The sequence below is a fragment of the Pseudomonas citronellolis genome (genome assembly GCF_900112375.1).
Taxonomy (GTDB): Bacteria; Pseudomonadota; Gammaproteobacteria; order Pseudomonadales; family Pseudomonadaceae; genus Pseudomonas; species Pseudomonas citronellolis.
The window spans coordinates 38,925-65,885 of the sequence record NZ_FOLS01000010.1 but is presented as its reverse complement, the minus strand read 5'-3'; the positions used below and the strand labels follow the sequence as shown (position 1 = coordinate 65,885).

Sequence of the window (26,961 nt, the reverse complement as noted above, 5' to 3'; positions counted from 1 at the left end):
CGCCGATGCTGCCGCCCGCGCGCGCGTAGCGCAGCAGGCGGGCCTTGTAGCGCGGCGAGCTACAGGGGAATGTGCTCGAGCAGGCCGTCGCGGATCAGGTCGAGGTCGGCGTCGGTGAAGCCGAACAGCGCCCGCGCGGCGTAGCGGGTGTCCGGGGCGCCCGGGGCGGCGCGGTCCTTCAGGCCGTACTGGTGAACGCGGGCGATGCGGGCGATTCGTCCGGCGAAGCTGAGGGTGATGGCCTGGGCGTCGCCCTTGGCCCGCATGTAGCGGGCGGTGCGCAGCTTACGGAACATCTCGGCGCGGCGCTTGATGCGCCCGACCTTGCCCCGCAGCTCGCGGGGTTTGCGCGGCACGTAGGCGGTGCCGTCGGGGTTCTTCTGTGCGGCGATACGCTGCTGCTGGCTGCGGCGCAGCCGACGGGCCAGGTTGGCGGCCAGCGCTTTGCGCTGGGCCGGCTCCAGGGCCCGCAGCACCGGGCCCGCCCAGTCTTCCAGCGCGTCGAGTGGATCAGCCATTGACCGGCGGCCTCGGGTGCGGCGTGTCCAGGGCCATGCCGTCCGGCGCCGGCGCCGGCTGCCACTCGGCGAGCAGTTCGCCGTTGGCGAAGTACTGCACCGGGCCACTGTCCTCGTAGGCCGCGTATTGCGGCTCGGTGGCATGGGTGACGGTGTAGCTGCCGTCGGCCTCGCGCACAACGACCACGCGCTCGGTCAGCGGCAGGGTGATCGACAGGTCGACCTTGGTCTTGTCGAGGATGTCCGCCTCGAACTTGATGCCGTCGGCAGACTTGTCGAGGTTGGCCAGCAGCTCGCTCTGGTGCTCGCGCACCCAGCCGAGCAGCGGCAGCATGACGGCGTCGGGCGAGCCCGGGAATTCGGTGAGGATGATCTGCAGGCTGTAGCCGTACTCGAACGACAGCGAGGTCGCCGCGGTGCAGCGCACGCTGCCCTCGTCGATGAAGATCAGCAGGCGCTCATGGTCGCGCCGCAGCTGCGGCACCGAGGCCAGCAGTGTGGCGCGCAGGCTATCGGGCTTGTACATGGGGGGCCTTCATCTGGGCTTGGTAGACCATGTCGACCTGGGCGGCGCAGTCGGCCCATGCGGCCTCGATGCGGTCGCTGTCGTCCAGCAGCGCGCCGTTACTGGCCGGCGCCGTCGCCGGCAGCTGGCACGGCACCACGGCCGGACAGCCAGTCACGATAAGCGGCTGCTCCGACGAGTGCGGGGCGCTGCCGCAGGCGCTGAGCAGCACCAGGCAGCTGCTGAGCAGCCCAGTCACGTAGTTCCTGATTCTCACGCTTGAGGTCCTCGATCTGGCGTTGACGGGCAGCCAGCCCCTGGCGGAGCTGGTCCTGTGTCGTGCGCAGCCCTGCCTGGGCATTGCGCTCGTCCTGCAGAGAGGCCTGCAGGGTGCTGATGGTGGTGGACTGGCGGGTGCTGCGGTCCTCGGCGTCCTGCCGGCGCTGGTCCATCAGTGCCAGGGCGGCGCCGGCGGCCGCGTCGCGCTGGTGGTAACCCCAGACCAGCAGGGCCAGGGCGCCCAGCAGGGCAACGCCGTACAGCGCCTGGCGCAGCATGGTCATGCGCGATACCAGCCCAAGGCGTTCATTTCGCTGACGTTCAGTCGGCGCACGTCGCCCACGACCAGCAGGCACTTCAGGCCCGGCCTGGCCACCTGCAGCGCCTCGGCGAGGGCCCGGGCGGTGTCGAGGGTGAAATCGGCCGGCAGCACCAGGATGTCGCCGTCCTGTGGATCGATCTTGCTGACCTGCTCGAGATCGATGCGTTGCTCAACCACCGTGGTCTTGCGGGCATGCTTCGGAGGCGGCGGCGGGGCCTGCGGCGGGGTCTTTGGCCTGCTGGTCATGCGGCCTCCTTCTGGCTGTCGGCATAGCGCTCGTAGGCGCGCTGCAGCTTCACGTCGTACAGGTTCCGGGCGTAGTCCGGGCCGTTGTAGAGCTTGGCGAACTGGTCCCACTTGCGGGCCTTCAGGGCCTTCATCAGGGCCGCGTCGGCGTCGATGAAGCGCACGAACGCATCGAACTGCGCGGCTTCGCTGGTGGCCATGGCTGCGGCGAAGGCCTGCACGCTCTCGTAGCCCAGGCGGGTGGCGTGGTAGCCCATGATCTGGAAGGCGCCCCAGCTTGCCGACTCCAGGGCCGCGGTGTCGTCGATCAGGCGGGCCTGGGCCAGGCGCTGGTGCTCCGCGGTGCCGCCGGCATAGCCGCCCGGCGTCCGGTTGACCAGGCTCGGGTACTGTGCGGCGAGCTCGTCGGCGTGGCGCTTCAGCGCGGCCACGTCGTCGTCAGGGTGGCGCGGCGTGCAGAGCTGGCGGTACATCTGGTGCCGCTCGAAGAGAATCTTCGGTCTGCCGTTGCCCAGGAAGCCGGCGCCGGCCGACTCCACCTCGTTGACCGCGTAGACGGTGGCCAGCGGCAGGCCCAGGCGCTGGGCGGCGGCGGCCAGGCTGCCGGCACCCAGCAGCAGCGCGGTGCTCTGCCCGGTCAGAGCGGCCTGGGTTTTAGGTCCGACGACGCCGTCGTCGACCAGGCCGGCGATGAGCTGGAAGGCGCGCACGGCCGCCTCAGTGGCGTCGTCGAACAGGCCGGTGGTGTCGAGGCCAGCCTTGATGCGGTCGTTGAGCCGGTTCTGCAGGGTGCGGACGTCCTGCCCGCGGTCGCCGTGGCGAAGGGTAGTCATGTCGAAGGCCTCAGCAGCGCGGCGACGTTGCCGCGGGAACGGTAGATCAGCAGGCAGAGCAGGCAGGCCGTGATGGCGTGCCAGATGCTGACCGGTGGGCGGTAGAACAGGATTTCCAGGCCGCTGATCGCCATCGAGGCGCCGAGCAGGCTGGCCAGCAGAGACATTCCCCGGCGGTAGCGGGCGCCGGCCCGCTCGAAGCAGACCAGGCGCAAGGCCCCCGCCAGGTAGGCGATGGCGGCGATCAGCGGGACGATGAGCTCGAGCATGTCAGCTGCCTCCACGGATACGGCGGACGAGTTCGCCGAAGTCGATGGTGTCTACCCAGGCCAGGGCCTTCAGGCAGAGCGGGATGACCACCAGGGCGCAGACCAGAGCGCTGACCGGGCGGGTGGTCAGCCACGGCACCAGGGCCAGGGCGGCATCGGAGGCGACGTAGCCAACGCACGTCGGCAGGATCAGGGCCACCAGGCGCTGCCAGGCCTTGAAGTCATGCCGGGTGCTGGTGGCGATCCAGGCGCCCAGCAGAGCGCCGAACAGCGCCAGGCCGTCGATAGGGAGCGCGGATGCCACGCCGAGGCCCATCAGGAGCCCCCCGGCCACGCTGGTGGATGTTGGTTCAGCCATGGTTACTGCTTCCTGTGCTGTGAGTGTTCAGTCCCATAGGTTCACCACCTGGCGTTCCGGGGTGACGTCGGGCGCGTCGGGCAGGGTGACGGTGAGTCCCTGCGGCAGGACCGAGCCGTATTCGGCCAGGCCAGGGTTGGCGTCGAGCACCAGCTCGGCGACGCCGGCCGTGCGGCCGTAGTGCCGCCAGCACAGGGCGTCGACGGTGTCGTTCTGCAGGGTGCGCAGCTGGGCGGCGGCCATCAGATCAGCTCCACCGTGGTGCGCGGCCGCGCCAACAGATCGCTGAGCGCCCAGGCCATATCGCGGCGGTACTCGTCGATGGAGGGCGTGAGTTCCTCGGCGTTCTGGTTGCCGCTGTTGGTGGTGTCGTACCAGCGGTAGCGCTCGGCCAGCTCGGCGGCGACGGCGCAGCGGACGGCGCGCAGGTAGTGCTGCACCAGGGCGGACTGGCCGTTGACCTGCTTCGCCGGCACGGCGCTCAGCGCGGTGTAGCCCTTGTCCTGCTGCTCGCCCTGCCACTCGACCAGTTGGCGGTTGACGTTGAGCAGCGCGGCGACCACCGCGGCCTCGAGCCGGGGGGCAGTGACGTCGGCGCCGATGCGCATGGCGTCGCGCAGCTCGTCGAGGTCGATGCCTGGCCAGAATTCGTCGCTGTTGATCATGCCGCCCGGCTCGGTGCCGCCGGCTACGAATGCGCTCATGGTGCCGCCTTGAAGAGGTCGCCGGTGGTCGGGGCGTCACTGCGCTGGAAGGAGACACCAGACAGATCGGCCCCGAGCCGGCGGGGTTGCGGGGGACCGCTCGGTTCAGCCGTTGCCGGCCGGATTCTTGGATGCTTTGCGGACAGGCCTTTTCGGCTTGGTTGGCTTCTCGCTGGGAGGTATGGCTGCGGGTGCCTCCTGAAGCGATTGCACGGGGTCAGGTGTTTTCGGTGCAGTACTGTCGATCAGCTTCTTCTGCAGCCGTCCAGCCGCTTCCAGATCCTTCTTGCCACCGCATTTGTCATGCAGCTCGATGGCGCGCTTCAGCAGCTCGATGCCGGCGTCGACCTGACCGGGCTGGCCCGGGGCGTCGAGTGTCAGCCCGAACAGCGTGGCGCGGCCCAAGGCCAGGTTGAGCTTTGCGCGAACCTCGTCGGGCATGTCTTGCTCGGCGGTGAGTTCCGCGGTGCGATGCAGCACGGCAATGTCGAAGGGCTGCCCGGCCGTCATGGCCTTGATCGCTCCCTCAGCCACTTCCTCGGCCACCAGACACCCGACGGTGCGGTTGAAGCGGTCGGGCATCAGCAGGCCGTGCTGGAACACGTAGGCTGCAATGTCCAGGCCGCCGCTGTAGTCGCTGGCGTCGATGCGCCAGAGCATCACGGTGACCAGCACCTCGTCTTGGGCGCCCTGGCCGGCCGAGAGCACGCCTTCGACATAGGGGACGTAGGCCGGCAGCAACTGGCGCTTCAGCTCGATCTTGCCCTCGGTGGACTGGATGCCCTTCAGGCGGGCCCGGTCCTGGATAAGTTGGGCGAGCTGCAGCTCGTAGGCATTCAGGCCTTCCATGGTCTGGGTCGGGCCGGCGGCCGCCGCAGCCGCCTGGGCTGCGGTGACGCGCTGGTAGTGGCGTTTGGCGGGGCTGTTGGCCATGGCTTAGCCCTCGGTGATCTCGATGTTTTCCACCAGGCAACCGAAGCCGTAGTCCTCGACCACGTAGGCGTCGTTGGACGACTCGTAGTTCTCGATGCGGTTCTTCTCCGGTGCCTCCTTGATGAAGCGGCGGCGCCCACCTTCCTGCCAGTAGATCGACAGGTTCTGCAGCGAGGTGATCATCAGCGAGCCGTCCGGGATGTACGGAACCTCGACCGGCTGCAGGCCGCCCATGCGCTTCTGCGCCAGGATCAGGTCGGTGGCCAGCTTCTCGGTTGCCGGCTGGTCCTTGTTCACCAGCGGGAAGTACTTGTCATGCACCAGGCCGCGGCCGAGGATCACGACCAGGCCCGGGTCCTTGCGGAACCAAGGGTCGATCAGGTTGCTGACGGCATCGAAGATCAGGGCGTCGAGGTTCTGGTAGTCGCCGCCGGTGCCGATGCTGATCTTGCCGGCCGTGGCACCGTCCTTGAGCACGCGCGCCGGGGCGACGGTACGGTACTGCTGCATCCAGCCGATGTTCACATCCTGCAGCAGCGGATTCGCTACGCGGTCGGTAGTCGCGGCGGCACTGGTGCCGTGGAAACCGATCATCAGGCGGTCGAGTGCCTGACGCTTGAGGATGGCGTCGCGCAGGCGAGCCTGGAAGTCCGGGAACTTCGCCCAGGCGTCGAGCATCGCGTAGGTGATCGCGGTGTCGAAGTCGGTGTGCTTGCACTCGTAGTCCTGCTTGTCCAGCGAGGACACGTCCCGCGGCTGGCGGACACCGATTCCGCTGGTGTCGGTACGCCCGGCGATGGTGCCAGACACGCCAAGGCCAACTTTCTGCCCCTTGAGCTCGTCCACCGGCAGGACGTTGATGCGGGTGAGGAATTCGCTGGATTCCTGAATGCGGCTCTCCAGCTTCTGCTGCACGGTCGGATCGACCGAGAACTTGGTGGCGGCCGAGGCTACCCCGTTCAGCTTGGCCAGCTGCTCGAGGTAGGCGGTGAATTTCTGGCGAGTATCGTTGCGCATGGGCTACTCCGTAGCGGTATGTCTGGCGGGGTGGTCAGCAGTCGGTCACTTCGACCTGGTCGCCGCCGGTTGCCTTGGGGCGTTGGCGCTGCTGCGGATCGGGGGTGCGGCTGAGCTGCTGCTTCAGCTCGTCCAGGTCCTTGCTGAACTGGGTCAGCTGGGTGTCCTGCTCGCCCTGCTTGCTTTCCAGGCTGGCGAACTTCTCCGGCAAGTCCTTGACGTGCTCGGCCACGGCCTCGACGGCTTCCGCCACCTGGGCGAACTGCTCGTCGTCCTTGGCCTTCTGGCCGCTGAGCAGCGCCTTTACGCTGCTGAGCAGCTTGGCGCCGACGCCGGGCTTGGCATCCTCGACTTCCTCGAAGGTCAGGCCCTCGATTTCGATGGACTCGGTGAACATCGAGGTTTCCGAGTAGTGCCGGTCCTTGAACGGGCTGGCTTCCGGCTTCTGCATGGAGAAAGCCAGCACGTCGGTGCCGAGGCTCGCGGGCGAGTCGGTGACGGCGAGGCCGACCATGTAGGCCTCATTGGTGTCCGCAAAGGACTCGTCGATCTCGATGGAGGTGTAGATCTTCTGCTTCGCCTTGTTCATGGCGATCAGGTCAGGTGTGGGTTCTACCTGAACGAAGAGGGCCAGTTTCTTCTGGCCGTTGACCTCTACTTCCTCTGCCTTCACGGCAGTGACATCGCCGTAGGCGCGGAAGGGGCTGTCCGGCAGCAGGCTGCGGAAATGCTCCAGCCAGATGCGGGCACCGTAGGTCTTGGGGTCGAAGTTCTTCGCGGCCTGCTCCAGCCAGCTGCGCTTGATGGTGCGCTTGTCCGAGGTTGCACCCTCGACGGCGACGCAGAACCAGTTGGAGCGGAATTTCTTGGCGGGGGTAGACATGGGCTGTCCTCAATGCATTTCGGCGGGTGCCGTGGCGTTGAGGGCATGGTCGATAGGTGGGGCGAGCCGGGCAACGACTCGGCCTTGTAGCTGCGGGCGCTACAAGGTGCGGCGCTAGGGAGGCTCGCGCGCGGGCGGCAGCATCGGCGCCATGAATGCAGTCGTCGAAATTCCCGTCCGAGACAACCGCCGCCAGGCCAAATTCCTATACTGGATGGGCTGGCGTGTCTGCGATATCGCCGACTTCCTGGGCGAGAAGGAGAAAACGCTCCACAGCTGGAAGGACCGCGACAGCTGGGACCGGGCCGACAGCGTAGAACGGATTGGCGGCGCACTGGAAGCCCGTCTCGTCCAGTTGATCCTGAAGGACGGCAAGACCAGCGGAGACTTCAAGGAAATCGACCTGCTGCACCGCCAACTGGAGCGGCAGGCGCGCATCCAGCGCTACCAGGGCGGCGGGACCGAGACAGAGCTCAACCCGGAACTGGCCAAGCGCAACGCCGCGCCGAAGCGCAAACCCAAGCGCAACGACATCGACGAGGAACTGGTCGAGAAGTTGCTCGAGGCGTTCCTCGAGGACTGCTTCGACTACCAGAAGGACTGGTATCGCGCGGGGGAAATGCGCACCCGCGTCATCCTGAAGAGCCGCCAGATCGGCGCCACCTTCTACTTCGCCCGCGAGGCGCTGATCGACGCCCTGGTTACTGGGCGCAACCAGATTTTCCTGTCGGCCAGCAAGAACCAGGCGCACATCTTCAAGGCTTACATCCAGGCCTTCGCCCGCGACGTCGTGGGCGTTGAGCTGACCGGCGATCCGATCATTCTGCCCAACGGCGCCGAGATGCATTTCCTGGGCACCAACGCCCGCACCGCCCAGGGCTACCACGGCAACTTCTACTTCGACGAGTTCTTCTGGACCTACAAGTTCCGCGAGTTGAACAAGGTGGCGTCGGGCATGGCGATGCAGAAGCGCTACCGGCGGACCTACTTCTCGACGCCCAGCTCGATGGCGCACGAGGCCTACACGTTCTGGACCGGCGAGCGTTTCAACCGGGGCAAACCGGCCGCGCAGCACATCAAGATCGACGTCAGCCACGACGCCCTGGCCGAGGGCCGGCTGTGCGAGGACAAGCTGTGGCGGCAGATCGTCACCATCCTCGACGCCGAGGCCCGCGGCTGCGATCTGTTCGACCTCGACGAACTGCGCCACGAATACGACGCCGAGGCGTTCCAGAACCTGCTGATGTGCGAGTTCGTCGACGACGGCGCGAGCATCTTCCCCCTCGCGATGCTGCAGCCGTGCATGGTCGACAGCTGGGTGGAATGGGCCGAGGACTACAAGCCCTTCGCGTTACGCCCCTTCGGCGACCGCCAGGTCTGGGTTGGCTACGATCCGGCCGAGGACGGCGACAGCGCCGGCTTGGTGGTGGTAGCCCCGCCAATGGTGCCGGGCGGCAAGTTCCGCGTGCTCGAGCGCCACCAGTTCCGCGGGATGGACTTCACCGCCCAGGCCGAGTTCATCCGCAAGGTCACCGAACGCTACTGGGTGACCTACATCGGCATCGACACCACCGGCATGGGCACCGGCGTGGCCCAGCTGGTGCGCAACTTCTTCCCCGGCCTGACCACCTTCAGCTACTCGCCCGAGGTGAAAGTCAGGCTGGTCATGAAGGCCTGGGACGTGATCAAGAACGGCCGCCTGGAATTCGACGCCGGCTGGACCGACTTCGCCGCCTCGCTGATGGCGATCCGCAAGACGATGACCGCTGGCGGGCGGCAGTTCACCTACACCGCCGGCCGCAACGACAACACCGGCCACGCCGACCTGGCGTGGGCACTGTTCCATGCCCTGCACAACGAGCCGCTGGAAGGCCAGACCAAGGCCAACACCGGATTCATGGAGACCTATTGATGAGCACCGACACCCGCCAGGACCTGGCTACGACTCCGAATGCCGCCCAGGGCGAACTGCTGCCGCGGGAGACCGCCATGGAGGCTTTCACCTTCGGCGAACCGGTTCCGGTGCTGGATAGCCGGGGCATCCTCGACTACGTCGAATGCTGGTCGAACGGGCGCTGGTACGAGCCACCGCTGTCCATGGCCGGCCTGGCCAAGGGGATGCGCTCGAGCCCCTACGTGCAGAGCGCGCTGATGTTCAAGCGCAACATGCTGGCCAAGACATTCGTCCCGCATCGGTTGCTGAGCCTGGCGGCCTTCGAGCAGTTCGCCCTGGACTGGCTGACGTTCGGCAACGCCTACCTCGAGAAGCGGCGCGCCCGGTTGATGAATACCCTGACTCTGCAGCCGCCGCTGGCCAAGTACGTGCGCCGCGGCGTCGAAGACGGGGTTTTCTTCCAGGTGCTGGGCTGGAAGGACGAGCACGAATTCGAAGCCGGCAGCGTCTTCCAGCTCCGAGAGGCAGACGTCAATCAGGAGCTGTACGGCATCCCCGAGTGGTTCTGCGCCCTGCAGAGCGCGCTGTTGAACGAGTCGGCCACGCTGTTCCGCCGGAAGTACTACAACAACGGCAGCCACGCCGGGTTCATCCTCTACATGACCGACGCCGCCCAGGACCAGGCCGACATCGACAACCTGCGCACAGCCCTGAAGAACGCCAAGGGCCCGGGCAACTTCCGCAACCTGTTCATCTACGCGCCCAACGGGAAGAAGGAGGGGATCCAACTGATCCCGGTCAGCGAGGTGGCGGCGAAGGACGACTTCGGGGCGATCAAGAACATCAGTCGCGACGACCAGCTCGCCGCGCTGCGCGTCTACCCGCAGCTGCTGGGTGTGGTGCCGCAGAATGCCGGCGGCTTCGGCTCGATCACGGACGCGACGGCGGTGTGGGAGGCGAACGAACTGGCGCCGCTGCAGGCCCGGCTGCGCCAGGTGAATGACTGGGTGGGGGAAGAGGTGATGCGGTTCCGCGAGTCCGCCTTGCCAGCGTAGCGCCAGACTGAAACGACAAAGCCGCCCTCGAGGCGGCTTTTTTCTGTCCTGCAGGCGAGGATTTTCGCCGTTCAGCAATACGAAAAACCCCAGCAAAACATACCATTCTCGCCCCTCGCAAACCAGCAAGAACGGGCTGAAAGCCCCGTATTTACTGGCCTGGCGACCAGTGGTGCGTGTCACGCCAGGGGATTGCGCATGCGCGCGCCGGCATCGTTGAGCAGCCGGTGCCGGCGCGCCAGGTCGGGGGCTGGGTGGGGGCCATGAGGGGGCGGAAAGGCACTGTATGGACAGCCAGTATTCACGGCCGGACAGGGCCTGGCAGCACCCGGCGCGCGCAGTCGTCCCCCCACCACGCCTGCGGGCTAAAGGGGGCACTTTTTCTTCACCCCTGCGGAGCCCTCCAGGCGGCCCAGGCTGGGCGCTGGCTGCACGTTTCGGCGGTGGGGAATACCTGCGAATCCCTGCACCGGAGCCCCTTTTCCTGGGCGCGGCAGAGGGCTGTCCCAGGCCGTGTTTTCGGTTGAGGCCTCGGAAAAAGGTAATTTTGGTAATTCGGGGTTCGAACACCCCTGGAAGCCGCGTCGTTACTGGCTTTGGGCGATTACCTTGAAAGGTAATTTGAGGTAATTGGAAAGGTAATTTTTCTGTAAGTGCTTGATTTACAAGGGGTTGATAAAACCGAAAACTTACCTTGGGGAAAGGTAATTCGATTACCCTAAAATTACCTTATTATTACCTTTAAGAAATCCTTGTAATCCATTGAATACAAAGGGAAAAACGGCATTTCAAAAATGAAATTACCAAAATTACCCAATTTCGATGGGTCAACATAAAATGGAGGGCTGGTACTGGAAAGGCGGTTTCGAGCCTGGCTCTCTGCCGCGATCCACTCTCTTGTGCATGCCCGCTGTCACGCTGGCACCCACACCAGCCTGGTGCAGGGATGGAGCGGCCGTAGCCGCCCCGCTTGTTACGTCGCTTGTTACGTAGAGGCCATTTCCAGGCCACGGGATGCGCCGCAAACCCTTGATGTAGATGGTGCCGGCACCAGGAGTCGAACCCGGGACCTACTGATTACAAGTCAGTTGCTCTACCAGCTGAGCTATACCGGCAAGGAGGGACGCCATTATAGCCACGCGCCGGGCGGTGTAAACCTCTGATTTTCCAGCTTGTGTCCGCTTGCTCAATGGCCGCTGGCGGCGGCTCCCGGCTTGGCGCCGAAGGGGGGCTTGGCCAGCCAGATGATGGCCAGCAGAGTCAGGAACAGCCAGCCGAGCAGGGTGAAGTATTCCACCGTGGAGAGCATGTAGGCCTGGCCTTCGACGATGCGGTCGAGCATGGCTGCGCCGTGCTGGTTGGCGCCGCCGAGCAGGTCCAGGGCGTCGCGGGTGGCCGGGTCGTAGGTGCTCAGGCTCTCCGTCAGGTGGGCGTGGTGCAGCGTGGCGCGGCGGTCCCAGATCCAGGTGGTGAGGGAGGCCGCGAAGCTGCCGCCCAGGGTGCGCAGGAAGGTGGCCAGGCCCGAGCCGTCGGCGATCTGGTCCGGCGGCAGGTCGGAGAGCAGGATGCTCAGGATGGGCATGAAGAAGAAGGCCACGCCCAGGCCCATGAGGGTCTGCACCAGGGCGATGTGGGCGTAGTCCACCTCGGTGTTGAAGGCGGCGCGCATGAAGCTGGTGACGGACATCACCAGGAACGCCAGGCCAGCGAGGATGCGCAGGTCGAAGTTGTTGGCGTAGCGGCCGACCAGCGGCGAGAGGAACACCGGCAGGATGCCGATCGGCGCCGCGGCCAGGCCCGCCCAGGTGGCGGTGTAGCCCATCTGCGTCTGCAGCCACTGCGGCAGCAGCAGGTTCATGCCGAAGAAGCCGGCGTAGCCGCCCACCAGCGCCAGGGTGCCGAAGGTGAAGTTGCGGTGCACGAACAGGCGCAGGTTGACGATCGGGTGCTTGTCGGTCAGCTCCCAGATGATGAAGGCCGCCAGGGCGATGACCGACACCACGGTGCCGCCGACGATGAAGTTCGACTCGAACCAGTCCAGGTCGTTGCCCTTGTCGAGCACGATCTGCAGGGCGCCCACGCCGAGGACCAGCAGGATCAGCCCCATGTAGTCCATGGGCGCGTGCTTGATCACCACCGGGCGTTTCTTCAGTTGCTGGTAGACCACGAAGGCGGCGAACAGGCCGATCGGCACGTTGATGAAGAAGATCCACGGCCAGCTGTAGCTGTCGGTGATCCAGCCGCCGAGGATGGGCCCGGCGATGGGCGCCACCACCGTGACCATCGCCAGCAGCGCCAGGGCCATGCCGCGCTTGGCCGGCGGGTAGATGGAGATCAGCAGCGTCTGGGTGATCGGGTACAGCGGCCCGGCGACGAAGCCCTGCAGGGCGCGGAAGCCCACCAGCATGCCCATCTGCTGGGCCACGCCGCAGAGGAAGGAGGCGATCACGAAGAGAATGGTGGCGGCGATGAACAGCCGCACCTCGCCGACCTTGCGGCTCAGCCAGCCGGTCAGCGGCAGGGCGATGGCGTTGCTCACCGCGAAGGAGGTGATCACCCAGGTGCCCTGCTCGGCGCTCACCCCCAGGTTGCCGGAGATGGTCGGCAGGGCGACGTTGGCGATGGTGGTGTCCAGCACCTGCATGAAGGTCGCCAGGGACAGGCCGATGGTGGCCATCACCAGGCTGGGCGGGCTGAAGGCGCCGTTGCTGCTGTTCTCGCTCATGATGCTTCCGGGCTCAGCGCGCGGCGGTGCTGCGGCCGCGGCCGTCGGCCATGTTGGCGTGGATCAGCTGCTCGATGAGCTGGTCCGCCGAGGCCAGTTGCTGCTGGTAGACGTCGGTGGAGAACAGCGCTTCCTTCGGCGGCTGCTGCGACAGGGCCGGGCCGCTCTGGTCGTGCAGGTCGACGTTGACGTCCATCGACAGGCCGATGCGTAGCGGATGCTCGTCCAGTTGCCTGGCGTCGACGCGGATGCGCACGGGCACGCGCTGGACGATCTTGATCCAGTTGCCGGTGGCGTTCTGCGCCGGCAGCAGGGAGAAGGCGCTGCCGGTGCCGACGCCCAGGCTTTCCACGCTGCCCTGGTACTTGACCGAGCTGCCGTAGAGGTCGGAACGGATTTCCACCGGCTGGCCGATGCGCATGTGCTGCAGCTGGGTTTCCTTGAAGTTGGCGTCGATCCACACCTGCTCCAGCGGGATCACCGCCATGAGCGCAGTGCCTGGCTGAACGCGCTGGCCGACCTGCACGGTGCGCTTGGCCACGTAGCCGGTCACCGGCGCGACTATCACCGCGCGGGCGTCGTCCAGGTAGGCCTGGCGCAGCTTGGCGGCGGCCGCCTTGACGTCGGGGTGGGAGGCGACGACGGTGTCGTCCACCAGCGCGCGGTTGGTGTCCAGCTGCTGCTCGGAGCTGGTCAGGGCGTTGCGCGCGGTATCCAGGGCATCACGGGCGTGGGCCAGCTCCTCGCGGGAGATGGCGCCGTCGTCGGCCAGGTGCTGGCGGCGCTTGAAGTCGGCCTCGGCCTTGGCCAGGGCGACCTTCTTCGCGGCGACGTCGGCCTTGTAGCCGTCGACGTTGCTGAACAGCCCGCGCACCTGGCGCACGGTGCGCGCCAGGTTGGCTTCGGCCTGCTGCAGGGCCACGTCGGCGTCGCTGGGGTCGAACTTCACCAGGACCTGGCCCTTGTGCACCAGGTTGCCGTCGTCGGCGCCGATGCTGACCACGGTGCCGGTGATCTGCGGGGTGATCTGCACCACGTTGCCGTTGACGTAGGCATCGTCGGTGTCTTCGTGCCAGCGCCCGTAGAGGAACTCCCAGAGCGCCGCGGCGATGCCGGCGAGGATGACGACGACCAGCAGGATCAGCAGCCAGCGCTTGCGCTGGGGGTTGCCGCCGGTGGTTTCTTGGGTATCGGTGGTCATGGCGGTTGCCTCTTAGTGCACGGCGGCTGCGCCCGCCTGGGCGAGCGGGGCGGAAGACGGGGGAACGGAGTCGGCCTGGAAGCCACCGCCCAGGGCTTGCACCAGCTGGACGGAGAGGTCGATGCGCTGGGCTTCCAGGTTGGCCAGCTGGCGCTCGGCGAGCAGCAGTTGTTGCTGCACGCTGAGGGCGTCGAGGTAGTTGCCGACGCCTTCGCCATAGCGGCGCATGGCCAGTTCGAAGTTGGACTTGGCGATGTCGCGGGCCTCGCGCTGGTCGACCAGTTGCTGCTCCAGCGAGTGCAACTGGCCGAGGTCGTCGCTGACCTCGCCCAGGGCGCCGACCAGGGTTTTGTTGTACTGCGCCACGGCGAGGTCGTAGTCCGCGTCCTTGCCGGCCAGGTTGGCGCGCAGGCGGCCGCCGTCGAACAGCGGCAGGGAGATGGCCGGGGCGACCTGGAAGAAGCGGCTCGGCGCCTCCAGCAGGTCGCTGGTGTGCATGCTGGCCAGGCCGATCATCGCGCCCAGGTTGAGGTTCGGGTAGAACTGCATCTTCGCCGCCTGGATGTCCTTGCCCGCGGCCTCGACGCGCCAGCGCGCGGCGACTATGTCCGGGCGGCGGCCGAGCAGTTCCGCCGGCAGGTCGGGCGGCAGGCTCAGAGCGTCGGTCTTGAGCGGTTGCGGGCGCTGCAGGTCGAGGCCGCGGTCCGGTCCCTGGCCGAGCAGCACGGCCAGGGCGATACGGTCGCTGGCGATCTGCTGTTCGGCGGCGGCCAGCTGCTGGCGGGCGCTGGCCACCTGGGTTTGCGTCTGCTGCAACTGCACCTTGCTGTCCAGGCCGGCGTCCATGCGCTTGCGGCTGAGCTCGAACAGGCGCTGCGAACGCTCCAGCTCATCGCGGGACAGGTCGCGCACGGCGAAGGCGTGGCCCAGCTCGCTATAGGCGCGGGCGACGTTGGCCGAGAGGGTGATGGCCGCGGCCTGGCGGTCCACCTCGGCGGCGTTGGCCTGGCCGAGGGCGGCTTCCCAGGCGGCGCGCTGGCCGCCCCAGAGGTCGAAATCGTAGTTGAAGCCCAGGGACAGGTACTTCACCGCCGAATAATGCCCGCCCGTTGGCGCGGGGAGCACGCTGGTGGGCGCGCGGATGCCCGCATAGCTGGCCTTGCCATTGAGCGTGGGCATGCGCTCGGCATCGGCGGCGCTGGCCGCGGCGGCGGCCTGGCGCGCGCGGGCGTCGGCGATCTGCAGGTCCGGCGTGCCTTTCAGGGCCTCGTCGATCAGGCTGTCGAGCTGGGCGTCGCCCAGGCTGCTCCACCAGTTCCGGCGCGGCCAGGCGGCACTGGACAGCGGCGTGCCGTCGAGGCTGCGGCCGGCCTGCAGCGAGGCGCTGTCGAGCGCCTTGCCGCTGGGCGCCAGGCCCGAGGAGCTGACGCAGCCGGCCAGCGCCACGGCGCTGGCCAGCAGGGTAGCGGCGGGTAAGCGGAATGCACGCATGGCCTACTTCTCCTGGGTCGCGCCGGGCGCGACGCCATGGCTGGCGAGGATCTTGTCCAGCAGCCGGGTGAGAGTCAGCAGTTCCTCGGGGTTGAGGCAGCCGACCAGTTCGTTCATCGCCCGCACGGCGATCTGTGGCGCCTGGGCGTTCACCGCCTCGCCGGCGGGGCTGAGCTGCAGGCGCACGCTGCGCCGGTCGTTGGGGCAGGGCTGGCGCAGCAGCAGGTCTTTCTTCGCCAGGCGATCGAGCATGCGCGTCATCGAGCCGCTGTCGATGGACAGCTCGCGGCACAGCTCGCCCGGGGTGTTGGCGCGGTTCTGGCCGATGAAGAACAGCACCTTGAATTGCGCGGCGGTGATGTCCAGGTGGATCAGGTGCTTGTCCAGCAGGCGGTCCTTGAGGATGGCCGCCAGCCCCAGCAACTGGCCGATCGAGCCCCTGAACGGGAAGTCCGTGACGCGGTAGTGATCCATGGCAAGGCTAATAACTGTCTAGGCAGGTAATGTGTTTCGAAATAATACTGCCTAGGCAGCTAATGACAAATAGCAGATTGTTGCAAATGGGCAACAATCCGTTCCTGAAAGCACTATGCGAGCGTTCCGTGAAACAGGATGTGCCCGCTCGGTGTGCGACGCGGCCCCGGCAGCAGTGCTTATGCACAATGCCGGGGCATGGCTTGGCGGCTAGTGCTAAAAAAGCCTCAGCGCTTTTCAGGTTTTTCTTAAAGCTATGTTTTTAAAAGAAATTATCTGATCTGTTCAAAATTCGAACAGAGCCGCGCCGGCAGGCCAGCAGCGGGCCGCGTGAGCGATTTTCCCGGTGTTCTCAACAGAGTTATCCACAGGTTCTGTGGGCTTCTCTCTGGAACGCTCGTACTAGACGTGCTCGGCGAGGATGAGCAGGTTTCGCGGCGTGACCTGGCTGGCGCAGAAGCGCCCCAGGCGTACCCGGTAGCCCTGTTCGACGAGGAACAGCGCGCGGTCGAGCAGCAGCCAGAGTTCCAGCGGGCGGCGGAACAGGCCGCGCACCAGTTCGAGATTGCGCACTTCGGCCAGGCGCCGCCAGCCTTGGGCCTCCAGCGCGCTCCAGTCGCGCTCGGCGGGGCGGGGCAGGCCCTTGAGCGCGGCCAGGTCGCGGCAGTAGTCGGCGAAGGGTTTGTGCAGCCAGTCCACGGGCACCGAGGGCACCGGCAGGTAGCTGTCCTCGCCGCGTAGTTCGCGCTGCAGCAGGTCGAAGGCCAGGCGCCGGGCCATGGAGTTGTCGCGCTGGCGCCGTATCCGGGCGCCGGCGGTGACCGTCTCGGCGAGCGGTAGGCGCAGGTCGTCCTGATCCAGCTTCAGGCGGGAAGCACCCGCGGCTGTGGATAACGGCTGGTAGTGCTCGCTGGCGATGCGGTTGTAGCAGCAGGGCGCCACCGCCAGTTGCCGGCAGCGCTTGCCCGCCGCCAGGCGCAGCAACTGGACGTGCAGGTCGCCGCAGGCGTGCAGGGCCACGGCGGTCTGGCCGGGCTGCAGGTAGCGGGCGGCGCCTTCGGCGAGTACGTCCTGCTCGACGTGCATGGCGCGCAGGCCCAGGCGGTCGCTCAGGCGCTGGCCTTCGCTGACCAGCGCGAGGTCACGCTCCAGGCTCAGCAGCGGTTGCCCGCCGTGGGCCAGCAGGCGCCCGAGGTGGCCCTTGCCGGCGCACCAGTCCAGCCACTGCACGGAGGGCGTGGCGAACTCCAGGCGGCTGGCGAAGGCTTCGATCTGCTGCCATTTGCGCCCGGGCACGTCGACCTGGAACTGCGCCGGCAGCCTGGGCAGCGGGTGGGACGGCAGGTCCTCGACTTCGCTCAGTTGCGCGGCGCGGCTCGCCAGCTCCGGGAAGGGCGCCGGCGCGGGCAGGCGTTCGGGCTGGTTGTGCGCGGTGTCGGCCTGTTCCAGGTCGCGCCCGCGCAGCCAGGTGGCCAGTTCCCGGTGTTCGGCTTCCCAGGGCAGTTCCAGCAGGGTGAAGGGCTTGGGCCGCCACAGCCCCTGGTGGGCGAGCAGGAAGGCGTCCAGAGCCTGGAAGCGCTGGAGCAGGACGTCGTCGGTGAGGCGGTTGGCCACGGCGGTGCGCTGGGAGTGAGTGGCGGGGCGGCGATTATAGCGGCCCCGCCACATCCGGGAAGCGCCGGTCAGCGCCCCTGCATGGAGTCCACCCGCAGCCAGCGCTCGGCGAGGCGGAACAGGCGGGTGAGGACCAGGGTGATGACCAGGTAGAACACCCCGGCGAGGCAGAAGAACAGCATGGCCTCGTAGGTGCGGGCGATGATGGTGCGGGTCATGCCCATGATGTCGAACAGCGTCACGGTGTAGACCACGGCGCTGGCCTTGAGCATGAGGATCACCTCGTTGCTGTAGGCCGGCAGGGCGATGCGCGCGGCGCGCGGCAGGATGATGTGCAGCAGTGCCTGGCGGCGCGACATGCCCAGGGCCCGCGCGGCTTCCACTTCACCCACCGGGATGGCGTGGATGGCGCCGCGGAGGATCTCGGCGATGTAGGCCGCGGTGTGCAGGGTCATGGTCAGCAGCGCGCACCAGTAGGGATCGCGCAGGTAGGGCCAGAGCGGCCCCTGGCGCACCGACTCGAACTGCGCCAGGCCGTAGTAGACGATGAACAGCTGCAGCAGCAGCGGGGTGCCGCGGAAGAAGAAGATGTAGGTGTAGGGCAGCGCGCGCACGTACCAGTGCCGCGAGGCGCGGGCGATGCCCAGCGGCACGGCCAGGGCCAGGCCGGCGACCACGGCGAAGGCCAGCAGCTCGAGGGTCAGCCCGGCGCCCTGGAGCATCTTCGGCAGCCACTTGAGGATCAGCTCCATGTCGGTCATAGCTCGTTCCTCACGAAACCGCGGCCGGCGCGGCGCTCCAGGAAGTGCAGGGCGGCCATGACGAATACGGTCAGGCCCAGGTAGATCAGCGCGGCGGTCATGTAGAAGGTGAAGGGCTCTTTGGTCGCGTTGGAGGCGACCTGGGCCTTGCGCATGATCTCGTCGAGGGTGATCAGCGAGACCAGGGCGGTGTCCTTGAGCAGGATCAGGTACAGGTTGCCCAGGCCCGGCAGGGCCACGCGCCACACCTGCGGCAGGACGATGCGCCAGAAGATCCGCGGGGCGGACAGGCCCAGCGCCTGGCCGGCCTCGCGGTGGCCCTTGGGCACGGCCAGCAGGGCGCCGCGGAAGACTTCGGTGGCGTAGGCGCCGAAGCACAGGCCCAGGGCGCAGGTGCCGGCGGCGAAGGGGCTCAGGGCCAGGTCGGGCTTGCCGAACAGGTCGCCCACGGCGTTCAGCCCGGCCACGGTGCCGAAATAGATCATCAGCACCCAGAGGGTTTCCGGCACGCCGCGCACCAGGGTGGTGTAGGCGCCGCCGAGCATGCGCAGCAAGGCATTCTTCGAGGTCTTGGCGATGGCGCCGAGCAGCCCGAGGATCAGGCCGAGGCAGACCGCGGCCAGGGACAGCTTGAGCGTCATCAGGGTGCCGGCCGCCAGCTGCGGGCCGAAACCGTGCAGGTCGAAAATCATGGGGATCGCGCCTGAAGGGGCGCGCCCTGGGTCACAGGGCGCGCCGGGCTGGCATCAGTAGATGCTGAAGGGGAAGTACTTCTCGTTGATCTTCTTGTAGGTGCCGTCGTCGACGATTTCCTTCAGGGCGGCGTTCAGCTTGTCACGCAGCGGGTCGCCCTTGCGCACGGCGATGCCGATCTTGTCGTTGTCGAACACCGGCTCGCCCTTGAACTCGAAGTCCTTGCCGGCGTCGCTCTTGAGCCAGTCGTACTGCACGAACTTGTCGGCCAGCACGCCGTCCAGGCGGCCCGAGGACAGGTCCAGGTAGGCGTTTTCCTGGGTGTCGTAGAGCTTGATGGTGACGGTGTCGGACATGTTGTCCTCAAGCCAGGTGCCGGCGATGGTCGCGCGCTGGGCACCGATCACCTTGCCCTTCAGGTAGCCCTTGTCGGTCTTGAAGTCCACCGACCTGGGCGCCACGAACTGCAGCTTGTTGGTGTAGTAGGGGTTGGTGAAGTCCACCGCCTGCTTGCGCTCGTCGGTGATCGACATGGAGGCGACGATGAAGTCGAACTTCTTGGCGTTCAGCGCCGGGATGATGCCGTCCCAGTCGGAGGTGACCACCTCGCACTCGACCTTCATCTTGGCGCACAGGGCCTTGCCGACGTCGAGGTCGAAGCCGACCACCTGGCCGCTGGCGTCGATGCCGTTGAAGGGCGGGTAGGCGCCTTCGGTGCCGATGCGCAACTTCTCGGCGGCGACCGCGTGGGCGCCGAAGGCCAGGGTGGCGGCAGCGGCCAGAAGGATCTTCTTATAGTTCTTCATGCAAAGTTGCTCCGTTAGCGGTGGCTGGACATGAACTGCTTGCAGCGCGCGGACTGCGGGTTCCCGAAGACCTGCTCGGGGGAACCCTGTTCCTCGACCAGGCCCTGGTGGAGGAACACCACCTCGCTGGAAACCTGGCGGGCGAAATTCATTTCGTGGGTGACCAGCAGCATGGTGCGGCCTTCCTCGGCCAGCGCGCGGATCACGTTGAGCACTTCCTGGACCATCTCCGGGTCCAGTGCGGAAGTGGGCTCGTCGAACAGTATGACCTTGGGCTGCATGGCCAGGGTGCGGGCAATGGCCGCACGCTGCTGCTGGCCGCCGGAGAGCTGCGCGGGGAAGCTGTGGCGCTTGTCGGCGATGCCGACCTTGGCCAGCAGGGCCTCGGCGATCTCGATGGCTTCGGCGCGGCTCTTGCCCAGCACGCGGCGCGGCGCCTCGATGATGTTGTCGAGGATGCTCATGTGCGGCCAGAGGTTGAAGTTCTGGAAGACGAAGCCCAGTTCGCTGCGCAGGCGGTTGATCTGGCGGTTGTCGGCGGCGACCAGCGCCCCGTCCTTGGCCTTCTTCAGCTTCAGCTCTTCGCCGGCGACGATGATCTGGCCCTGGTGCGGGTTTTCCAGCAGGTTGATGCAGCGCAGGAAGGTCGACTTGCCGGAACCCGAGGAGCCGAGAATGGAGATCACGTCGCCTTCGCGGGCGGTCAGGGAAATGCCCTTGAGCACTTCCAGGTCGCCGTAACGCTTGTGCAGGTTACGGATTTCCAGTGCGGGTATGGCCTCGGCCATTGGGGGCTCCTCTATTGTTGTTCGGATGCTTCGCGGCGCGCCGCGGCAGGGGGTAGGGCCTTCCTGGCGAACGCAACCTATCACGCGACCCGGGGGGCGCCAAGCGTCCGGGGGCCGCGCCGGGCCTGGATGGTGGCATCTTGTCGCATTGCCGCAGTGCCTTGTCGCCTGGGCTGAACACCGGGGGCCCGGAAGCCTGGCGAGGGGGCCGGCGAAACGAGGGGCGCGATAGTGCCAGCTTCGCCGGCGGGGGAAAAGACCGCAGGCCCCGACATTGGTCGGGGCCCGGGTTCACTGGGTGATCTGCGGCTCGGCGGCGTTGCTGTCGCGGCTCTCTTCGTCGAGCTGGTCGAGTTGGCCGGCCATCAGCGCCGGGCGGCCACCGATGCGCGGGCCGGGCAGCACGCTGCCGCCGGCCAGGCGGGTGGGATGCTCGCTGGCGTCGATGGTGGATTTGCGCGGCTGCGTCTGCACGTGGAAATCGGTGATCTCGATGATGCCCTTGCCTTCGGCCAGCAGGTGGAAGGAGAAGGCCTTGCGCGCCCGCTCGTTGTCGAAGCCGAAGCTTACCTCCAGCGGCTTATCGCGGGTCAGCCGCGGGAACTCGGGGATCGCCAGGTCCACCGGGCGCTCGAACTCGCGGGTCTTCAGCTGCACCTTGGCCCCGGCCTTGTCCATCTGCAGCGCGCGGATCTTCAGGTTCACCGTAGTGTGGCTGTCGGCCGGGAACTCCAGGTACTGGGCGCCGATCAGGTTGTCGGTGTACTCGTTGGTGACCTGCGGCTTGATGCGGATCTTCTCCTGGGTGGCGAACTGGTATTCGCCGCCCGGGCCGCTGCCGGTCACCGAGTGGTCGAGGATGCCGGCGCGGGCGGCGACCAGGCGGGCGTCGCGGCCGCTGAAGCGCCCGACGAACTGGGCGCTGTCGGCGATGAAGCCATCGCTCTTGTAGCGCCGGCAGACCTGCTGGAAGTCGCACTCGGTGAAGGTCTGCCTGCCGTCGTGGAAACGCAGCATGCCGTTGGTGAAGGAGACCATCTCGCGGCCCTTGTCGTACTCGCGGAACAGCGAGCGGCCGGAAACGTCCTTCGGCGGGGTGAAGCCGAAGTAGTCGAGGATCGAGGCATCCATGTCGACGTGGCCGTAGACGCCGCTCTTCACCGGCGGCAGCGCCGCCTGCTCGGGGGCCAGCACCAGGTTCAGGCCCCAGGACGAGGCCAGGCGCACGTTGTCGATGCCGTGGGATTCGTCGGAGGTGACGATCACCAGGGTGTCCTTGAGCACGCCCTGTTTCTCCAGGCCGGCGAGGAAGGCGTCGACGGCGTCATCCAGGTAACCGACTGCGGCCTGGCGCGGGGTGGGATACCTGGCCAGGTATTCCGGGGTGGCCGAGTAGGGCTGGTGGGTGCCGACGGTGAGCAGGGTGAGCATCCACGGCTTCTTGTTCTTGCGCAGCTCGCCGACGTAGTCCAGCGCGCCCTCGAAGAAGGCCTTGTCGTCCATGCCCCAGGCGAACTCCAGGTAGGGCTTCTTCTTGAACCAGTCGCGGCCGAGGGTCTTGTCGAAGCCCATGGCCGGCATCACCTTGTCCTTGGCCATGAAGCGCAGGCCGGCGCCCTGCAGGAAGTGGGTGCTGAAGCCGTGCCGGCGCAGCTGCGCCGGCAGGCACTCGGCGGCGCGGCCGGGGTTGGACAGCAGTTCGACGCCCTTGGGCGTGCCGTTGTCCAGCTTGCTGTAGTCGCCGCAGAGCAGGGCATAGAGGCCACGGATGGTCTGGTGGCTGTGCACCACGTAGTCCGGGGTGGTCATCGAGCGTTCGGCCCAGGCGCTGAGCCTGGGCATCATGGATTCTTCGTAGCTGCTGCTCAGCGCCGCGCGGTTGGTCGCCACGTAGGCGCCGGGGATGCCTTCCATGGTGATGATCAGCACATTCTTCGCCGTGCCCGGGCCGGACAGCAGCGGGGTGCCGGAGAGGTCGAGCTGGGTCAGCCCGGTGACGTCCGGCGGGGTGTCGCCCTGGTCGCCGGCCAGCCAGTCCTCGGCGGCGAGCTGGCCCTGGCTGGCGACGCCGGCCAGCAGGCGGTGCGGCAGGTTGAACTGCTTCCACACGTCGACGTCGTTGGGGATCACGTACTGCAAGCCGAAGTGGGCGCCCAGCAGGGCCACCGGCACGGCATAGGCGAAGCGCGACAGGCGCTGTTCGCGGCGCCGCCACAGCACTGCGCAGAGCACGATGGCGCCGAGCAGCGCACCGGCCAGCCATGGGTGGGCGATGCCGCCGCCCTGGGTGGAGTTGCCGACGAAGGTCGGGTCGGCCATGAAGTGCAGGTCGCTGGGATCGGGCATGCGGCCCACGGCGCTGACCAGCTCGGCGTTGCCGATCGTCATCAGCGCCCACAGCAGCATGATCGGCAGGGCTACGAACAGGCGCAGGCGGTGCAGCAGCAGGACCAGCAGGCTGCCGATGGCCAGATCCGAAAGGTAGCCATAGAGGTTGCCCCAGCCAAAGGCATGGCGGCTGGCCAGCGGGATCGCCAGGAACAGGATGGCAAGCGTCGCGAGGTTGCCGCGTTGTTGCCACCAGCGTTTTAGAGGATGCACGAGCACTCCCTTTTCAGGCATCGAAGGGCCTGAAAGTATCCCATCCATCGGGCGGAAATCATCCGGAATGTCATCATTCTGAAAAAACGTTGTGCTACGCGCCAGTAGACAACGGAAACAGAGGGAGTTTCGCCGGGCGGGCGACCAGTGGCGGAAGCGCGGCCGTGATCGGCTGAGGGCGGAAATGCAAAAGGCCCCTGGTTCTGGTGAACGCAGGGGCCTTTCGGAGTCTTGGTGCCCAGGGACGGAATCGAACCGCCGACACGGGGATTTTCAATCCCCTGCTCTACCAACTGAGCTACCTGGGCAACGTGGCGCGCATTAAAAGGGTTTTCCGAAAGGGTGTCAAGCGTGCCGCGAAAAAATTTTCAGTTAATACCGGAGCTTACGCGCTCGGCGGGACGTAGCCGTCGGCCTGGGCGTATTCCTCGCCGGAGAGGAACTTGTCCATCTCGCCCTGGAGGAACTTGCGGTCCTCGGCGTTCATCATGTTCAGCCTGCGCTCGTTGATCAGCATGGTCTGGTGCTTCTGCCACTCGTCCCAGGCCTGCCTCGACACGTGCTCGTAGATGTCCTGGCCCTTGGCGCCGGGGTAGGGTGGGCGATCGAGGCCGGGCAGCTCTTCTTTGTACTTGCGGCACATCACCATTCGGCTCATGTCATCTCTCCTGCATTCAACGCGTCGGCTGCTCGCTTGAGCAGCTTCTTGACCGGGGCCGCGAGACCGAGCCGCGGCGGGGTGGCCAGGTTATACCAGAGCCAGTCGCCCTCGGCCACGCCGCCGGCTGCGTCCTCCACGCGCACCAGCCAGGGCTCGATGGCCAGCTGGAAGTGGCTGAAGGTATGGGTCAGGCCGGGCAGTTCGTGGCGCTGCCCCAGGCGCAGGGCGTGCTGCGCGGCGAGCGGATCGAGCTGGGCGAGGTCGTCCAGTTCCGGGAAGCTCCACAGGCCGCCCCACAGGCCGGTGGACGGGCGGCGGTAGAGCAGGATGGCGCCTTCGCGGTTGGCCAGGATCGGCATCAGCGTGCGCCGCTGCGGCAGCTCCTTGCGCGGCTTGGGCACCGGGTAGGCGCTTTCGCGGCCGAGCAGGTGGGCGCGGCAGCCCTCGCTCAGCGGGCACAGCAGGCAGCTGGGCTTGCTGCGGGTGCAGAGGGTGGCGCCCAGGTCCATCATCGCCTGGGTGTAGTGGTTGACCCGCGCGTGCGGGGTGAAGCGTTCCGCCGCTTCCCACAGCTGCTTCGCCACCCTGGGCTCGCCCGGGTAGCCGTCGCAGGCCAGGTAGCGGGCCAGCACGCGCTTGACGTTGCCGTCGAGGATGGGCGCGCGCAGGCCCATGGAGATGCTGGCGATGGCCCCGGCGGTGGAGCGGCCGATGCCGGGCAGCTCGGTGAGCTGCTCGACGTCGCGGGGGAACTCGCCGGCGTGGCGCTCCATCACCAGCTTCGCGGTCTTCTGCAGGTTGCGCGCGCGGGTGTAGTAGCCCAGCCCGGTCCACAGGTGCAGGACTTCGTCCTCCGGCGCGGCGGCCAGGTCGGCGACCGTGGGCAGCGCCGCCATGAAGCGGTCGAAGTAGCCCAGCACGGTGCTCACCTGGGTCTGCTGCAGCATGATTTCCGACACCCACACCCGGTAGGGGTTGATGTCGCGCTGCCAGGGCAGGTCGTGGCGGCCGTGGCGGTCGTACCAGTCGAGGACCGCGGTATTGAAGCGTTCGGGGGTCATTTCTTCTTCAGCAGGTTCTTCAGGGCGTCCTTCAGGTCGGGGCTGACCTTGTCGCCGAATTTCTCTTCGAGTTTCTCGTTCAGGCGCTGCCCGGCCAGTTGCCCGGCGATGCGGCCGATGCCGTCCTGGTCCAGGCGGCAGGCCTTGGCGCCCAGTTCCAGCGGGCCGCGGCAGCGCAGCGGCCATTCGATGCCGACGTAGCGCTTGTTCACCTCGCAGGCCGGGTCGGGCATGTCGCTCTTGTCGCCTTCGATGATCACGCCGACGCGGTAGTCCATGCCCAGTACGCGCAGGTCGAGGTCGCCGTCGCCCTTGACCGTCAGGCCGGGCACCGCGACGCGCAGGTCGGGGTTGCTGGCCACGCCGTTGTGGAAGGTCAGGCTGCCGTTGAGCTCGCGGAAGGGCGTGTCCTTGCCGCCGTGCTCGGCGCTCAGGCTCTTCCGGTTGAGGGTGGCGATGCCGCGGCACAGTTGCTCTTCCAGGTTGGCGTTGAGCAGCACGCCCTTGCTCAGCTTGAAGTTGGCCTTGCCGTTGAGGTTGTCGATCCAGGCCTTCTGGCTGTTGCCCTGGGTGGTGATGTCCGCGTCCAGGTTCAGCAGGCCGGTGACCGGCGGCTTCTGGCCCTGGGCCTGGAGGAGTTTCTCCACCGGCACGCCTTCGATGTGCTTCTGCGCCGCCAGCAGCGCCACGTCCTGGCGCACGTCGAGGCTGGCCTTGGCGTTGAAGCGGCCGTCGTAGAGTTCGCCGCGCATGTCGTCGAGGCTGAACTGGCCGTTCTGCCCGCGCAGCTTGAGCACGGCGTTCTCGATCGGCAGCTTGTCGAGGGTGAGCTGGCCGAGGTTCAGGTTGAGGTCCAGGTCCAGCGTGCGCAGCTTGGCCAGCGGCAGCAGCGGTGCGTCGCTCCAGGCCTGCTGGGTGGGGGCGTTGGGCAGCGGGCTGTCGCCCTTGCCGGTGGCGCTGGCGACGGTGGCGTCGACTTCCGCCTTGCGGCTGGCGCTGGCCGCCTCGGCGCCTTTGGCGGCCTTGGCCGGCAGGTAGCGGTCGAGGTTCAGCTTGTCGCCGCTGAGCTGGGCGCGCACGGCCTGCTTGGCGATGTCGGCCAGGCCCAGGCTGCCGCTGAAGCTGCTGTCGTCGAGCTTGAGCTGGATATCGCTGAGGTTGACGGCGTTGCGGCTGCCGTCCAGGCGCGCGGCCAGTTCCAGCTTGGTCAGGGTGTTGCCGTCGGCCATCTCCGGCAGCTTCTGGCCGAGGCCTTCGAGGAATTCGCGCAGGTTGAACGGGGCGATGGACAGGCCGCCAGTGAACTGCGGTTCCTTGTCGAGGTTGCGCGCCTTCAGCTCGCCGAGGGCGCGCAACTGGTTGATCGACAGTTTCAGGCCGTTCCATTCGGCGACCTGCGCGGCCTGGTCGAGCAGCAGCTGGCCCTGGGCGGAGAAGGTCGCGGTGCGGCCCTGCAGCTGGTCGCCGGCCAGTTCGCCGGAGAGCTTGGCGTCTTCCAGCTGGTAGCGCTTGAGCGCGCGGTCGAAGCGCAGGTTGCCGGTCAGTTCGGTCTTGGCGCGGGTCACCGGCTGGTTGGTGCCCAGGTAGGCGTTGAGCTTGAAGGGGATGCTGCTGCCTTCGCGGATGGCGCCGGTGTTCAGGTCCAGGCCTTCGACGGTGTACTGCTTGCCGCTCTGCTCGTCGCTGTAGTCGATGCGCGCGCCGCTGACGTTGAGGCTGTCGATGTCCAGCTTCATCGGCGTGGAAGCGGTTTCGGCCGGCGCCTTGGGCGCTTCGGCGGGTGCGCCGGCCTGGCCGGCCGGCGTGGCGGGGGTGGCGCCAGCGGGCTGGGCCGGCTTGCCGATGTCTTCCCAGTTGCCCTTGCCGGCCTTATCGCGGTTCAGTGTGAGGGTCAGGCCCTGCACGCGGATGTCGCTCATCTGCACTTCGCGGCGCAGCAGCGGCAGCACCCGCACCGACAGGCCGAGCAGCTGCAGGTCGGCGAACGGCTTGTCCGGGCTGCGCACGCTGGCCACGCTGGTGTCGTGCAGTTCCAGGCCGAGCCAGGGGAACAGGCTCCAGCCGATGTCGCCGCGCAGGTCCAGCTCCAGGTTGGCCTTGTCGCGGGCGAGCTGGCGGATCTCGTCCTTGTAGTCGTTGGGGTCGAAGAAGTGGGTGAGGATGAAGCCGGCGGCGACTACCAGTAGCAGCAGGGCGAGGACGGCTATGCCCAGGATCTTGCCGAACGCTTTCATGGACGGGTCCTTGTTCTGGCGGCGGGTGAATTGGC

The 26,961-nt window shown here is 67.1% G+C and carries 28 protein-coding genes and 2 tRNA genes; 2 read left to right on the top strand and 28 right to left on the bottom strand.

Going from position 1 to position 26,961, the window contains the following annotated elements:
• Window positions 1-59: 59 nt before the first annotated feature.
• The 13 genes from BM060_RS11450 to BM060_RS11395 form a co-directional block, all read right to left on the bottom strand.
• Window positions 60-518 carry a phage virion morphogenesis protein gene (locus BM060_RS11450; protein WP_074980181.1) on the bottom strand — a complete coding sequence of 153 codons (459 nt, stop codon included), beginning with the start codon at window positions 516-518 and terminating at the stop codon, window positions 60-62.
• Window positions 511-1,044, bottom strand: a complete 534-nt coding sequence (locus BM060_RS11445) for a phage tail protein (protein WP_074980178.1) — start codon at window positions 1,042-1,044, stop codon at window positions 511-513. Before BM060_RS11445 ends, BM060_RS11450 begins: the two co-directional genes overlap by 8 nt.
• Window positions 1,028-1,252 carry an Rz1-like lysis system protein LysC gene (lysC, locus tag BM060_RS33285; RefSeq protein WP_245323052.1) on the bottom strand — a complete coding sequence of 75 codons (225 nt, stop codon included), beginning with the start codon at window positions 1,250-1,252 and terminating at the stop codon, window positions 1,028-1,030. The genes BM060_RS11445 and lysC overlap by 17 nt, the downstream gene beginning before the upstream one ends.
• Window positions 1,143-1,586 (bottom strand): Rz-like lysis system protein LysB, encoded by a 444-nt coding sequence (gene lysB, locus BM060_RS33280; RefSeq protein WP_074980176.1) that lies wholly within the window; start codon window positions 1,584-1,586, stop codon window positions 1,143-1,145. Before lysB ends, lysC begins: the two co-directional genes overlap by 110 nt.
• Window positions 1,583-1,870, bottom strand: coding sequence for a hypothetical protein (locus BM060_RS11435; RefSeq protein ID WP_169720936.1), 288 nt, complete (start codon window positions 1,868-1,870; stop codon window positions 1,583-1,585). Before BM060_RS11435 ends, lysB begins: the two co-directional genes overlap by 4 nt.
• Window positions 1,867-2,703 (bottom strand): N-acetylmuramidase domain-containing protein, encoded by an 837-nt coding sequence (locus BM060_RS11430; protein ID WP_074980174.1) that lies wholly within the window; start codon window positions 2,701-2,703, stop codon window positions 1,867-1,869. Before BM060_RS11430 ends, BM060_RS11435 begins: the two co-directional genes overlap by 4 nt.
• Window positions 2,700-2,972 carry a phage holin family protein gene (locus BM060_RS11425; RefSeq protein WP_074980171.1) on the bottom strand — a complete coding sequence of 91 codons (273 nt, stop codon included), beginning with the start codon at window positions 2,970-2,972 and terminating at the stop codon, window positions 2,700-2,702. Before BM060_RS11425 ends, BM060_RS11430 begins: the two co-directional genes overlap by 4 nt.
• A gap of 1 nt (window position 2,973) precedes the next feature.
• Window positions 2,974-3,330, bottom strand: a complete 357-nt coding sequence (locus BM060_RS11420; RefSeq protein ID WP_074980168.1) for a putative holin — start codon at window positions 3,328-3,330, stop codon at window positions 2,974-2,976.
• 27 nt (window positions 3,331-3,357) lie between these two features.
• Entirely contained in the window at window positions 3,358-3,573 is a 216-nt protein-coding gene (locus BM060_RS11415) for a tail protein X (RefSeq protein WP_074980166.1), read from the bottom strand.
• On the bottom strand, window positions 3,573-4,034 hold the full coding sequence (locus BM060_RS11410) for a head completion/stabilization protein (protein WP_074980164.1): 462 nt from the start codon (window positions 4,032-4,034) through the stop codon (window positions 3,573-3,575). The genes BM060_RS11415 and BM060_RS11410 overlap by 1 nt, the downstream gene beginning before the upstream one ends.
• 105 nt (window positions 4,035-4,139) lie before the next feature.
• Window positions 4,140-4,967, bottom strand: coding sequence for a phage terminase small subunit (locus BM060_RS11405; protein ID WP_074980161.1), 828 nt, complete (start codon window positions 4,965-4,967; stop codon window positions 4,140-4,142).
• Window positions 4,968-4,970: 3 nt separating this feature from the next.
• Entirely contained in the window at window positions 4,971-5,984 is a 1,014-nt protein-coding gene (locus tag BM060_RS11400; RefSeq protein ID WP_074980158.1) for a phage major capsid protein, P2 family, read from the bottom strand.
• 34 nt (window positions 5,985-6,018) lie between these two features.
• Window positions 6,019-6,867, bottom strand: coding sequence for a GPO family capsid scaffolding protein (locus tag BM060_RS11395; RefSeq protein ID WP_074980155.1), 849 nt, complete (start codon window positions 6,865-6,867; stop codon window positions 6,019-6,021).
• Window positions 6,868-7,018: 151 nt separating this feature from the next.
• Between BM060_RS11395 and BM060_RS11390 the strand changes: the two genes are divergently transcribed.
• Together BM060_RS11390 and BM060_RS11385 are read left to right on the top strand one after the other, a co-directional pair.
• Window positions 7,019-8,779 (top strand): terminase ATPase subunit family protein, encoded by a 1,761-nt coding sequence (locus BM060_RS11390; protein ID WP_074980152.1) that lies wholly within the window; start codon window positions 7,019-7,021, stop codon window positions 8,777-8,779.
• Window positions 8,779-9,816 (top strand): phage portal protein, encoded by a 1,038-nt coding sequence (locus BM060_RS11385; RefSeq protein WP_074980150.1) that lies wholly within the window; start codon window positions 8,779-8,781, stop codon window positions 9,814-9,816. The genes BM060_RS11390 and BM060_RS11385 overlap by 1 nt, the downstream gene beginning before the upstream one ends.
• 1,039 nt (window positions 9,817-10,855) lie before the next feature.
• Here the strand turns inward: BM060_RS11385 and BM060_RS11380 are convergent.
• The 15 genes from BM060_RS11380 to BM060_RS11310 form a co-directional block, all read right to left on the bottom strand.
• Window positions 10,856-10,931: transfer RNA gene (locus BM060_RS11380), tRNA-Thr, on the bottom strand.
• A 71-nt stretch (window positions 10,932-11,002) separates the two neighbouring features.
• Window positions 11,003-12,541, bottom strand: a complete 1,539-nt coding sequence (locus BM060_RS11375; RefSeq protein WP_074980147.1) for a DHA2 family efflux MFS transporter permease subunit — start codon at window positions 12,539-12,541, stop codon at window positions 11,003-11,005.
• 13 nt (window positions 12,542-12,554) lie between these two features.
• Window positions 12,555-13,742 (bottom strand): HlyD family secretion protein, encoded by a 1,188-nt coding sequence (locus BM060_RS11370; protein ID WP_058070810.1) that lies wholly within the window; start codon window positions 13,740-13,742, stop codon window positions 12,555-12,557.
• A 12-nt stretch (window positions 13,743-13,754) separates the two neighbouring features.
• Complete coding sequence (locus BM060_RS11365; protein ID WP_074980144.1) at window positions 13,755-15,233, bottom strand: efflux transporter outer membrane subunit; 1,479 nt, start codon at window positions 15,231-15,233, stop codon at window positions 13,755-13,757.
• Window positions 15,234-15,236: 3 nt separating this feature from the next.
• Window positions 15,237-15,707: a MarR family winged helix-turn-helix transcriptional regulator gene (locus BM060_RS11360; RefSeq protein ID WP_009613856.1), complete on the bottom strand. Its 471-nt coding sequence runs from the start codon at window positions 15,705-15,707 to the stop codon at window positions 15,237-15,239.
• Window positions 15,708-16,109: 402 nt separating this feature from the next.
• Entirely contained in the window at window positions 16,110-17,321 is a 1,212-nt protein-coding gene (locus BM060_RS11355) for a methyltransferase (protein WP_074980359.1), read from the bottom strand.
• A 68-nt stretch (window positions 17,322-17,389) separates the two neighbouring features.
• Window positions 17,390-18,082 (bottom strand): ABC transporter permease, encoded by a 693-nt coding sequence (locus BM060_RS11350; protein ID WP_074980141.1) that lies wholly within the window; start codon window positions 18,080-18,082, stop codon window positions 17,390-17,392.
• On the bottom strand, window positions 18,079-18,774 hold the full coding sequence (locus BM060_RS11345; RefSeq protein ID WP_058488105.1) for an ABC transporter permease: 696 nt from the start codon (window positions 18,772-18,774) through the stop codon (window positions 18,079-18,081). The genes BM060_RS11350 and BM060_RS11345 overlap by 4 nt, the downstream gene beginning before the upstream one ends.
• 54 nt (window positions 18,775-18,828) lie before the next feature.
• Window positions 18,829-19,581 (bottom strand): ABC transporter substrate-binding protein, encoded by a 753-nt coding sequence (locus BM060_RS11340; protein WP_074980139.1) that lies wholly within the window; start codon window positions 19,579-19,581, stop codon window positions 18,829-18,831.
• Between the two features lie 14 nt (window positions 19,582-19,595).
• Window positions 19,596-20,369 carry an ABC transporter ATP-binding protein gene (locus BM060_RS11335; RefSeq protein ID WP_043268338.1) on the bottom strand — a complete coding sequence of 258 codons (774 nt, stop codon included), beginning with the start codon at window positions 20,367-20,369 and terminating at the stop codon, window positions 19,596-19,598.
• 291 nt (window positions 20,370-20,660) lie between these two features.
• Window positions 20,661-22,970 carry an LTA synthase family protein gene (locus BM060_RS11330; protein WP_371857852.1) on the bottom strand — a complete coding sequence of 770 codons (2,310 nt, stop codon included), beginning with the start codon at window positions 22,968-22,970 and terminating at the stop codon, window positions 20,661-20,663.
• A 232-nt stretch (window positions 22,971-23,202) separates the two neighbouring features.
• Window positions 23,203-23,278: transfer RNA gene (locus BM060_RS11325), tRNA-Phe, on the bottom strand.
• A gap of 77 nt (window positions 23,279-23,355) precedes the next feature.
• Complete coding sequence (locus BM060_RS11320; RefSeq protein WP_074980133.1) at window positions 23,356-23,628, bottom strand: oxidative damage protection protein; 273 nt, start codon at window positions 23,626-23,628, stop codon at window positions 23,356-23,358.
• Entirely contained in the window at window positions 23,625-24,692 is a 1,068-nt protein-coding gene (gene mutY / locus BM060_RS11315; RefSeq protein ID WP_074980130.1) for an A/G-specific adenine glycosylase, read from the bottom strand. Before mutY ends, BM060_RS11320 begins: the two co-directional genes overlap by 4 nt.
• Complete coding sequence (locus tag BM060_RS11310; protein WP_074980128.1) at window positions 24,689-26,926, bottom strand: AsmA family protein; 2,238 nt, start codon at window positions 26,924-26,926, stop codon at window positions 24,689-24,691. Before BM060_RS11310 ends, mutY begins: the two co-directional genes overlap by 4 nt.
• Window positions 26,927-26,961: the final 35 nt, after the last annotated feature.

Bases quoted from the DNA above. Each gene is read 5' to 3' on its own strand.
- BM060_RS11450 (WP_074980181.1), bottom strand. From the start codon at position 518: ATGGCTGATCCACTCGACGCGCTGGAAGACTGGGCGGGCCCGGTGCTG.
- BM060_RS11445 (WP_074980178.1), bottom strand. From the start codon at position 1,044: ATGTACAAGCCCGATAGCCTGCGCGCCACACTGCTGGCCTCGGTGCCG.
- lysB (WP_074980176.1), bottom strand. From the start codon at position 1,586: ATGACCATGCTGCGCCAGGCGCTGTACGGCGTTGCCCTGCTGGGCGCC.
- BM060_RS11435 (WP_169720936.1), bottom strand. From the start codon at position 1,870: ATGACCAGCAGGCCAAAGACCCCGCCGCAGGCCCCGCCGCCGCCTCCG.
- BM060_RS11430 (WP_074980174.1), bottom strand. From the start codon at position 2,703: ATGACTACCCTTCGCCACGGCGACCGCGGGCAGGACGTCCGCACCCTG.
- BM060_RS11425 (WP_074980171.1), bottom strand. From the start codon at position 2,972: ATGCTCGAGCTCATCGTCCCGCTGATCGCCGCCATCGCCTACCTGGCG.
- BM060_RS11420 (WP_074980168.1), bottom strand. From the start codon at position 3,330: ATGGCTGAACCAACATCCACCAGCGTGGCCGGGGGGCTCCTGATGGGC.
- BM060_RS11415 (WP_074980166.1), bottom strand. From the start codon at position 3,573: ATGGCCGCCGCCCAGCTGCGCACCCTGCAGAACGACACCGTCGACGCC.
- BM060_RS11410 (WP_074980164.1), bottom strand. From the start codon at position 4,034: ATGAGCGCATTCGTAGCCGGCGGCACCGAGCCGGGCGGCATGATCAAC.
- BM060_RS11405 (WP_074980161.1), bottom strand. From the start codon at position 4,967: ATGGCCAACAGCCCCGCCAAACGCCACTACCAGCGCGTCACCGCAGCC.
- BM060_RS11400 (WP_074980158.1), bottom strand. From the start codon at position 5,984: ATGCGCAACGATACTCGCCAGAAATTCACCGCCTACCTCGAGCAGCTG.
- BM060_RS11395 (WP_074980155.1), bottom strand. From the start codon at position 6,867: ATGTCTACCCCCGCCAAGAAATTCCGCTCCAACTGGTTCTGCGTCGCC.
- BM060_RS11390 (WP_074980152.1), top strand. From the start codon at position 7,019: ATGAATGCAGTCGTCGAAATTCCCGTCCGAGACAACCGCCGCCAGGCC.
- BM060_RS11385 (WP_074980150.1), top strand. From the start codon at position 8,779: ATGAGCACCGACACCCGCCAGGACCTGGCTACGACTCCGAATGCCGCC.
- BM060_RS11375 (WP_074980147.1), bottom strand. From the start codon at position 12,541: ATGAGCGAGAACAGCAGCAACGGCGCCTTCAGCCCGCCCAGCCTGGTG.
- BM060_RS11370 (WP_058070810.1), bottom strand. From the start codon at position 13,742: ATGACCACCGATACCCAAGAAACCACCGGCGGCAACCCCCAGCGCAAG.
- BM060_RS11365 (WP_074980144.1), bottom strand. From the start codon at position 15,233: ATGCGTGCATTCCGCTTACCCGCCGCTACCCTGCTGGCCAGCGCCGTG.
- BM060_RS11360 (WP_009613856.1), bottom strand. From the start codon at position 15,707: ATGGATCACTACCGCGTCACGGACTTCCCGTTCAGGGGCTCGATCGGC.
- BM060_RS11350 (WP_074980141.1), bottom strand. From the start codon at position 18,082: ATGACCGACATGGAGCTGATCCTCAAGTGGCTGCCGAAGATGCTCCAG.
- BM060_RS11345 (WP_058488105.1), bottom strand. From the start codon at position 18,774: ATGATTTTCGACCTGCACGGTTTCGGCCCGCAGCTGGCGGCCGGCACC.
- BM060_RS11340 (WP_074980139.1), bottom strand. From the start codon at position 19,581: ATGAAGAACTATAAGAAGATCCTTCTGGCCGCTGCCGCCACCCTGGCC.
- BM060_RS11335 (WP_043268338.1), bottom strand. From the start codon at position 20,369: ATGGCCGAGGCCATACCCGCACTGGAAATCCGTAACCTGCACAAGCGT.
- BM060_RS11320 (WP_074980133.1), bottom strand. From the start codon at position 23,628: ATGAGCCGAATGGTGATGTGCCGCAAGTACAAAGAAGAGCTGCCCGGC.
- mutY (WP_074980130.1), bottom strand. From the start codon at position 24,692: ATGACCCCCGAACGCTTCAATACCGCGGTCCTCGACTGGTACGACCGC.
- BM060_RS11310 (WP_074980128.1), bottom strand. From the start codon at position 26,926: ATGAAAGCGTTCGGCAAGATCCTGGGCATAGCCGTCCTCGCCCTGCTG.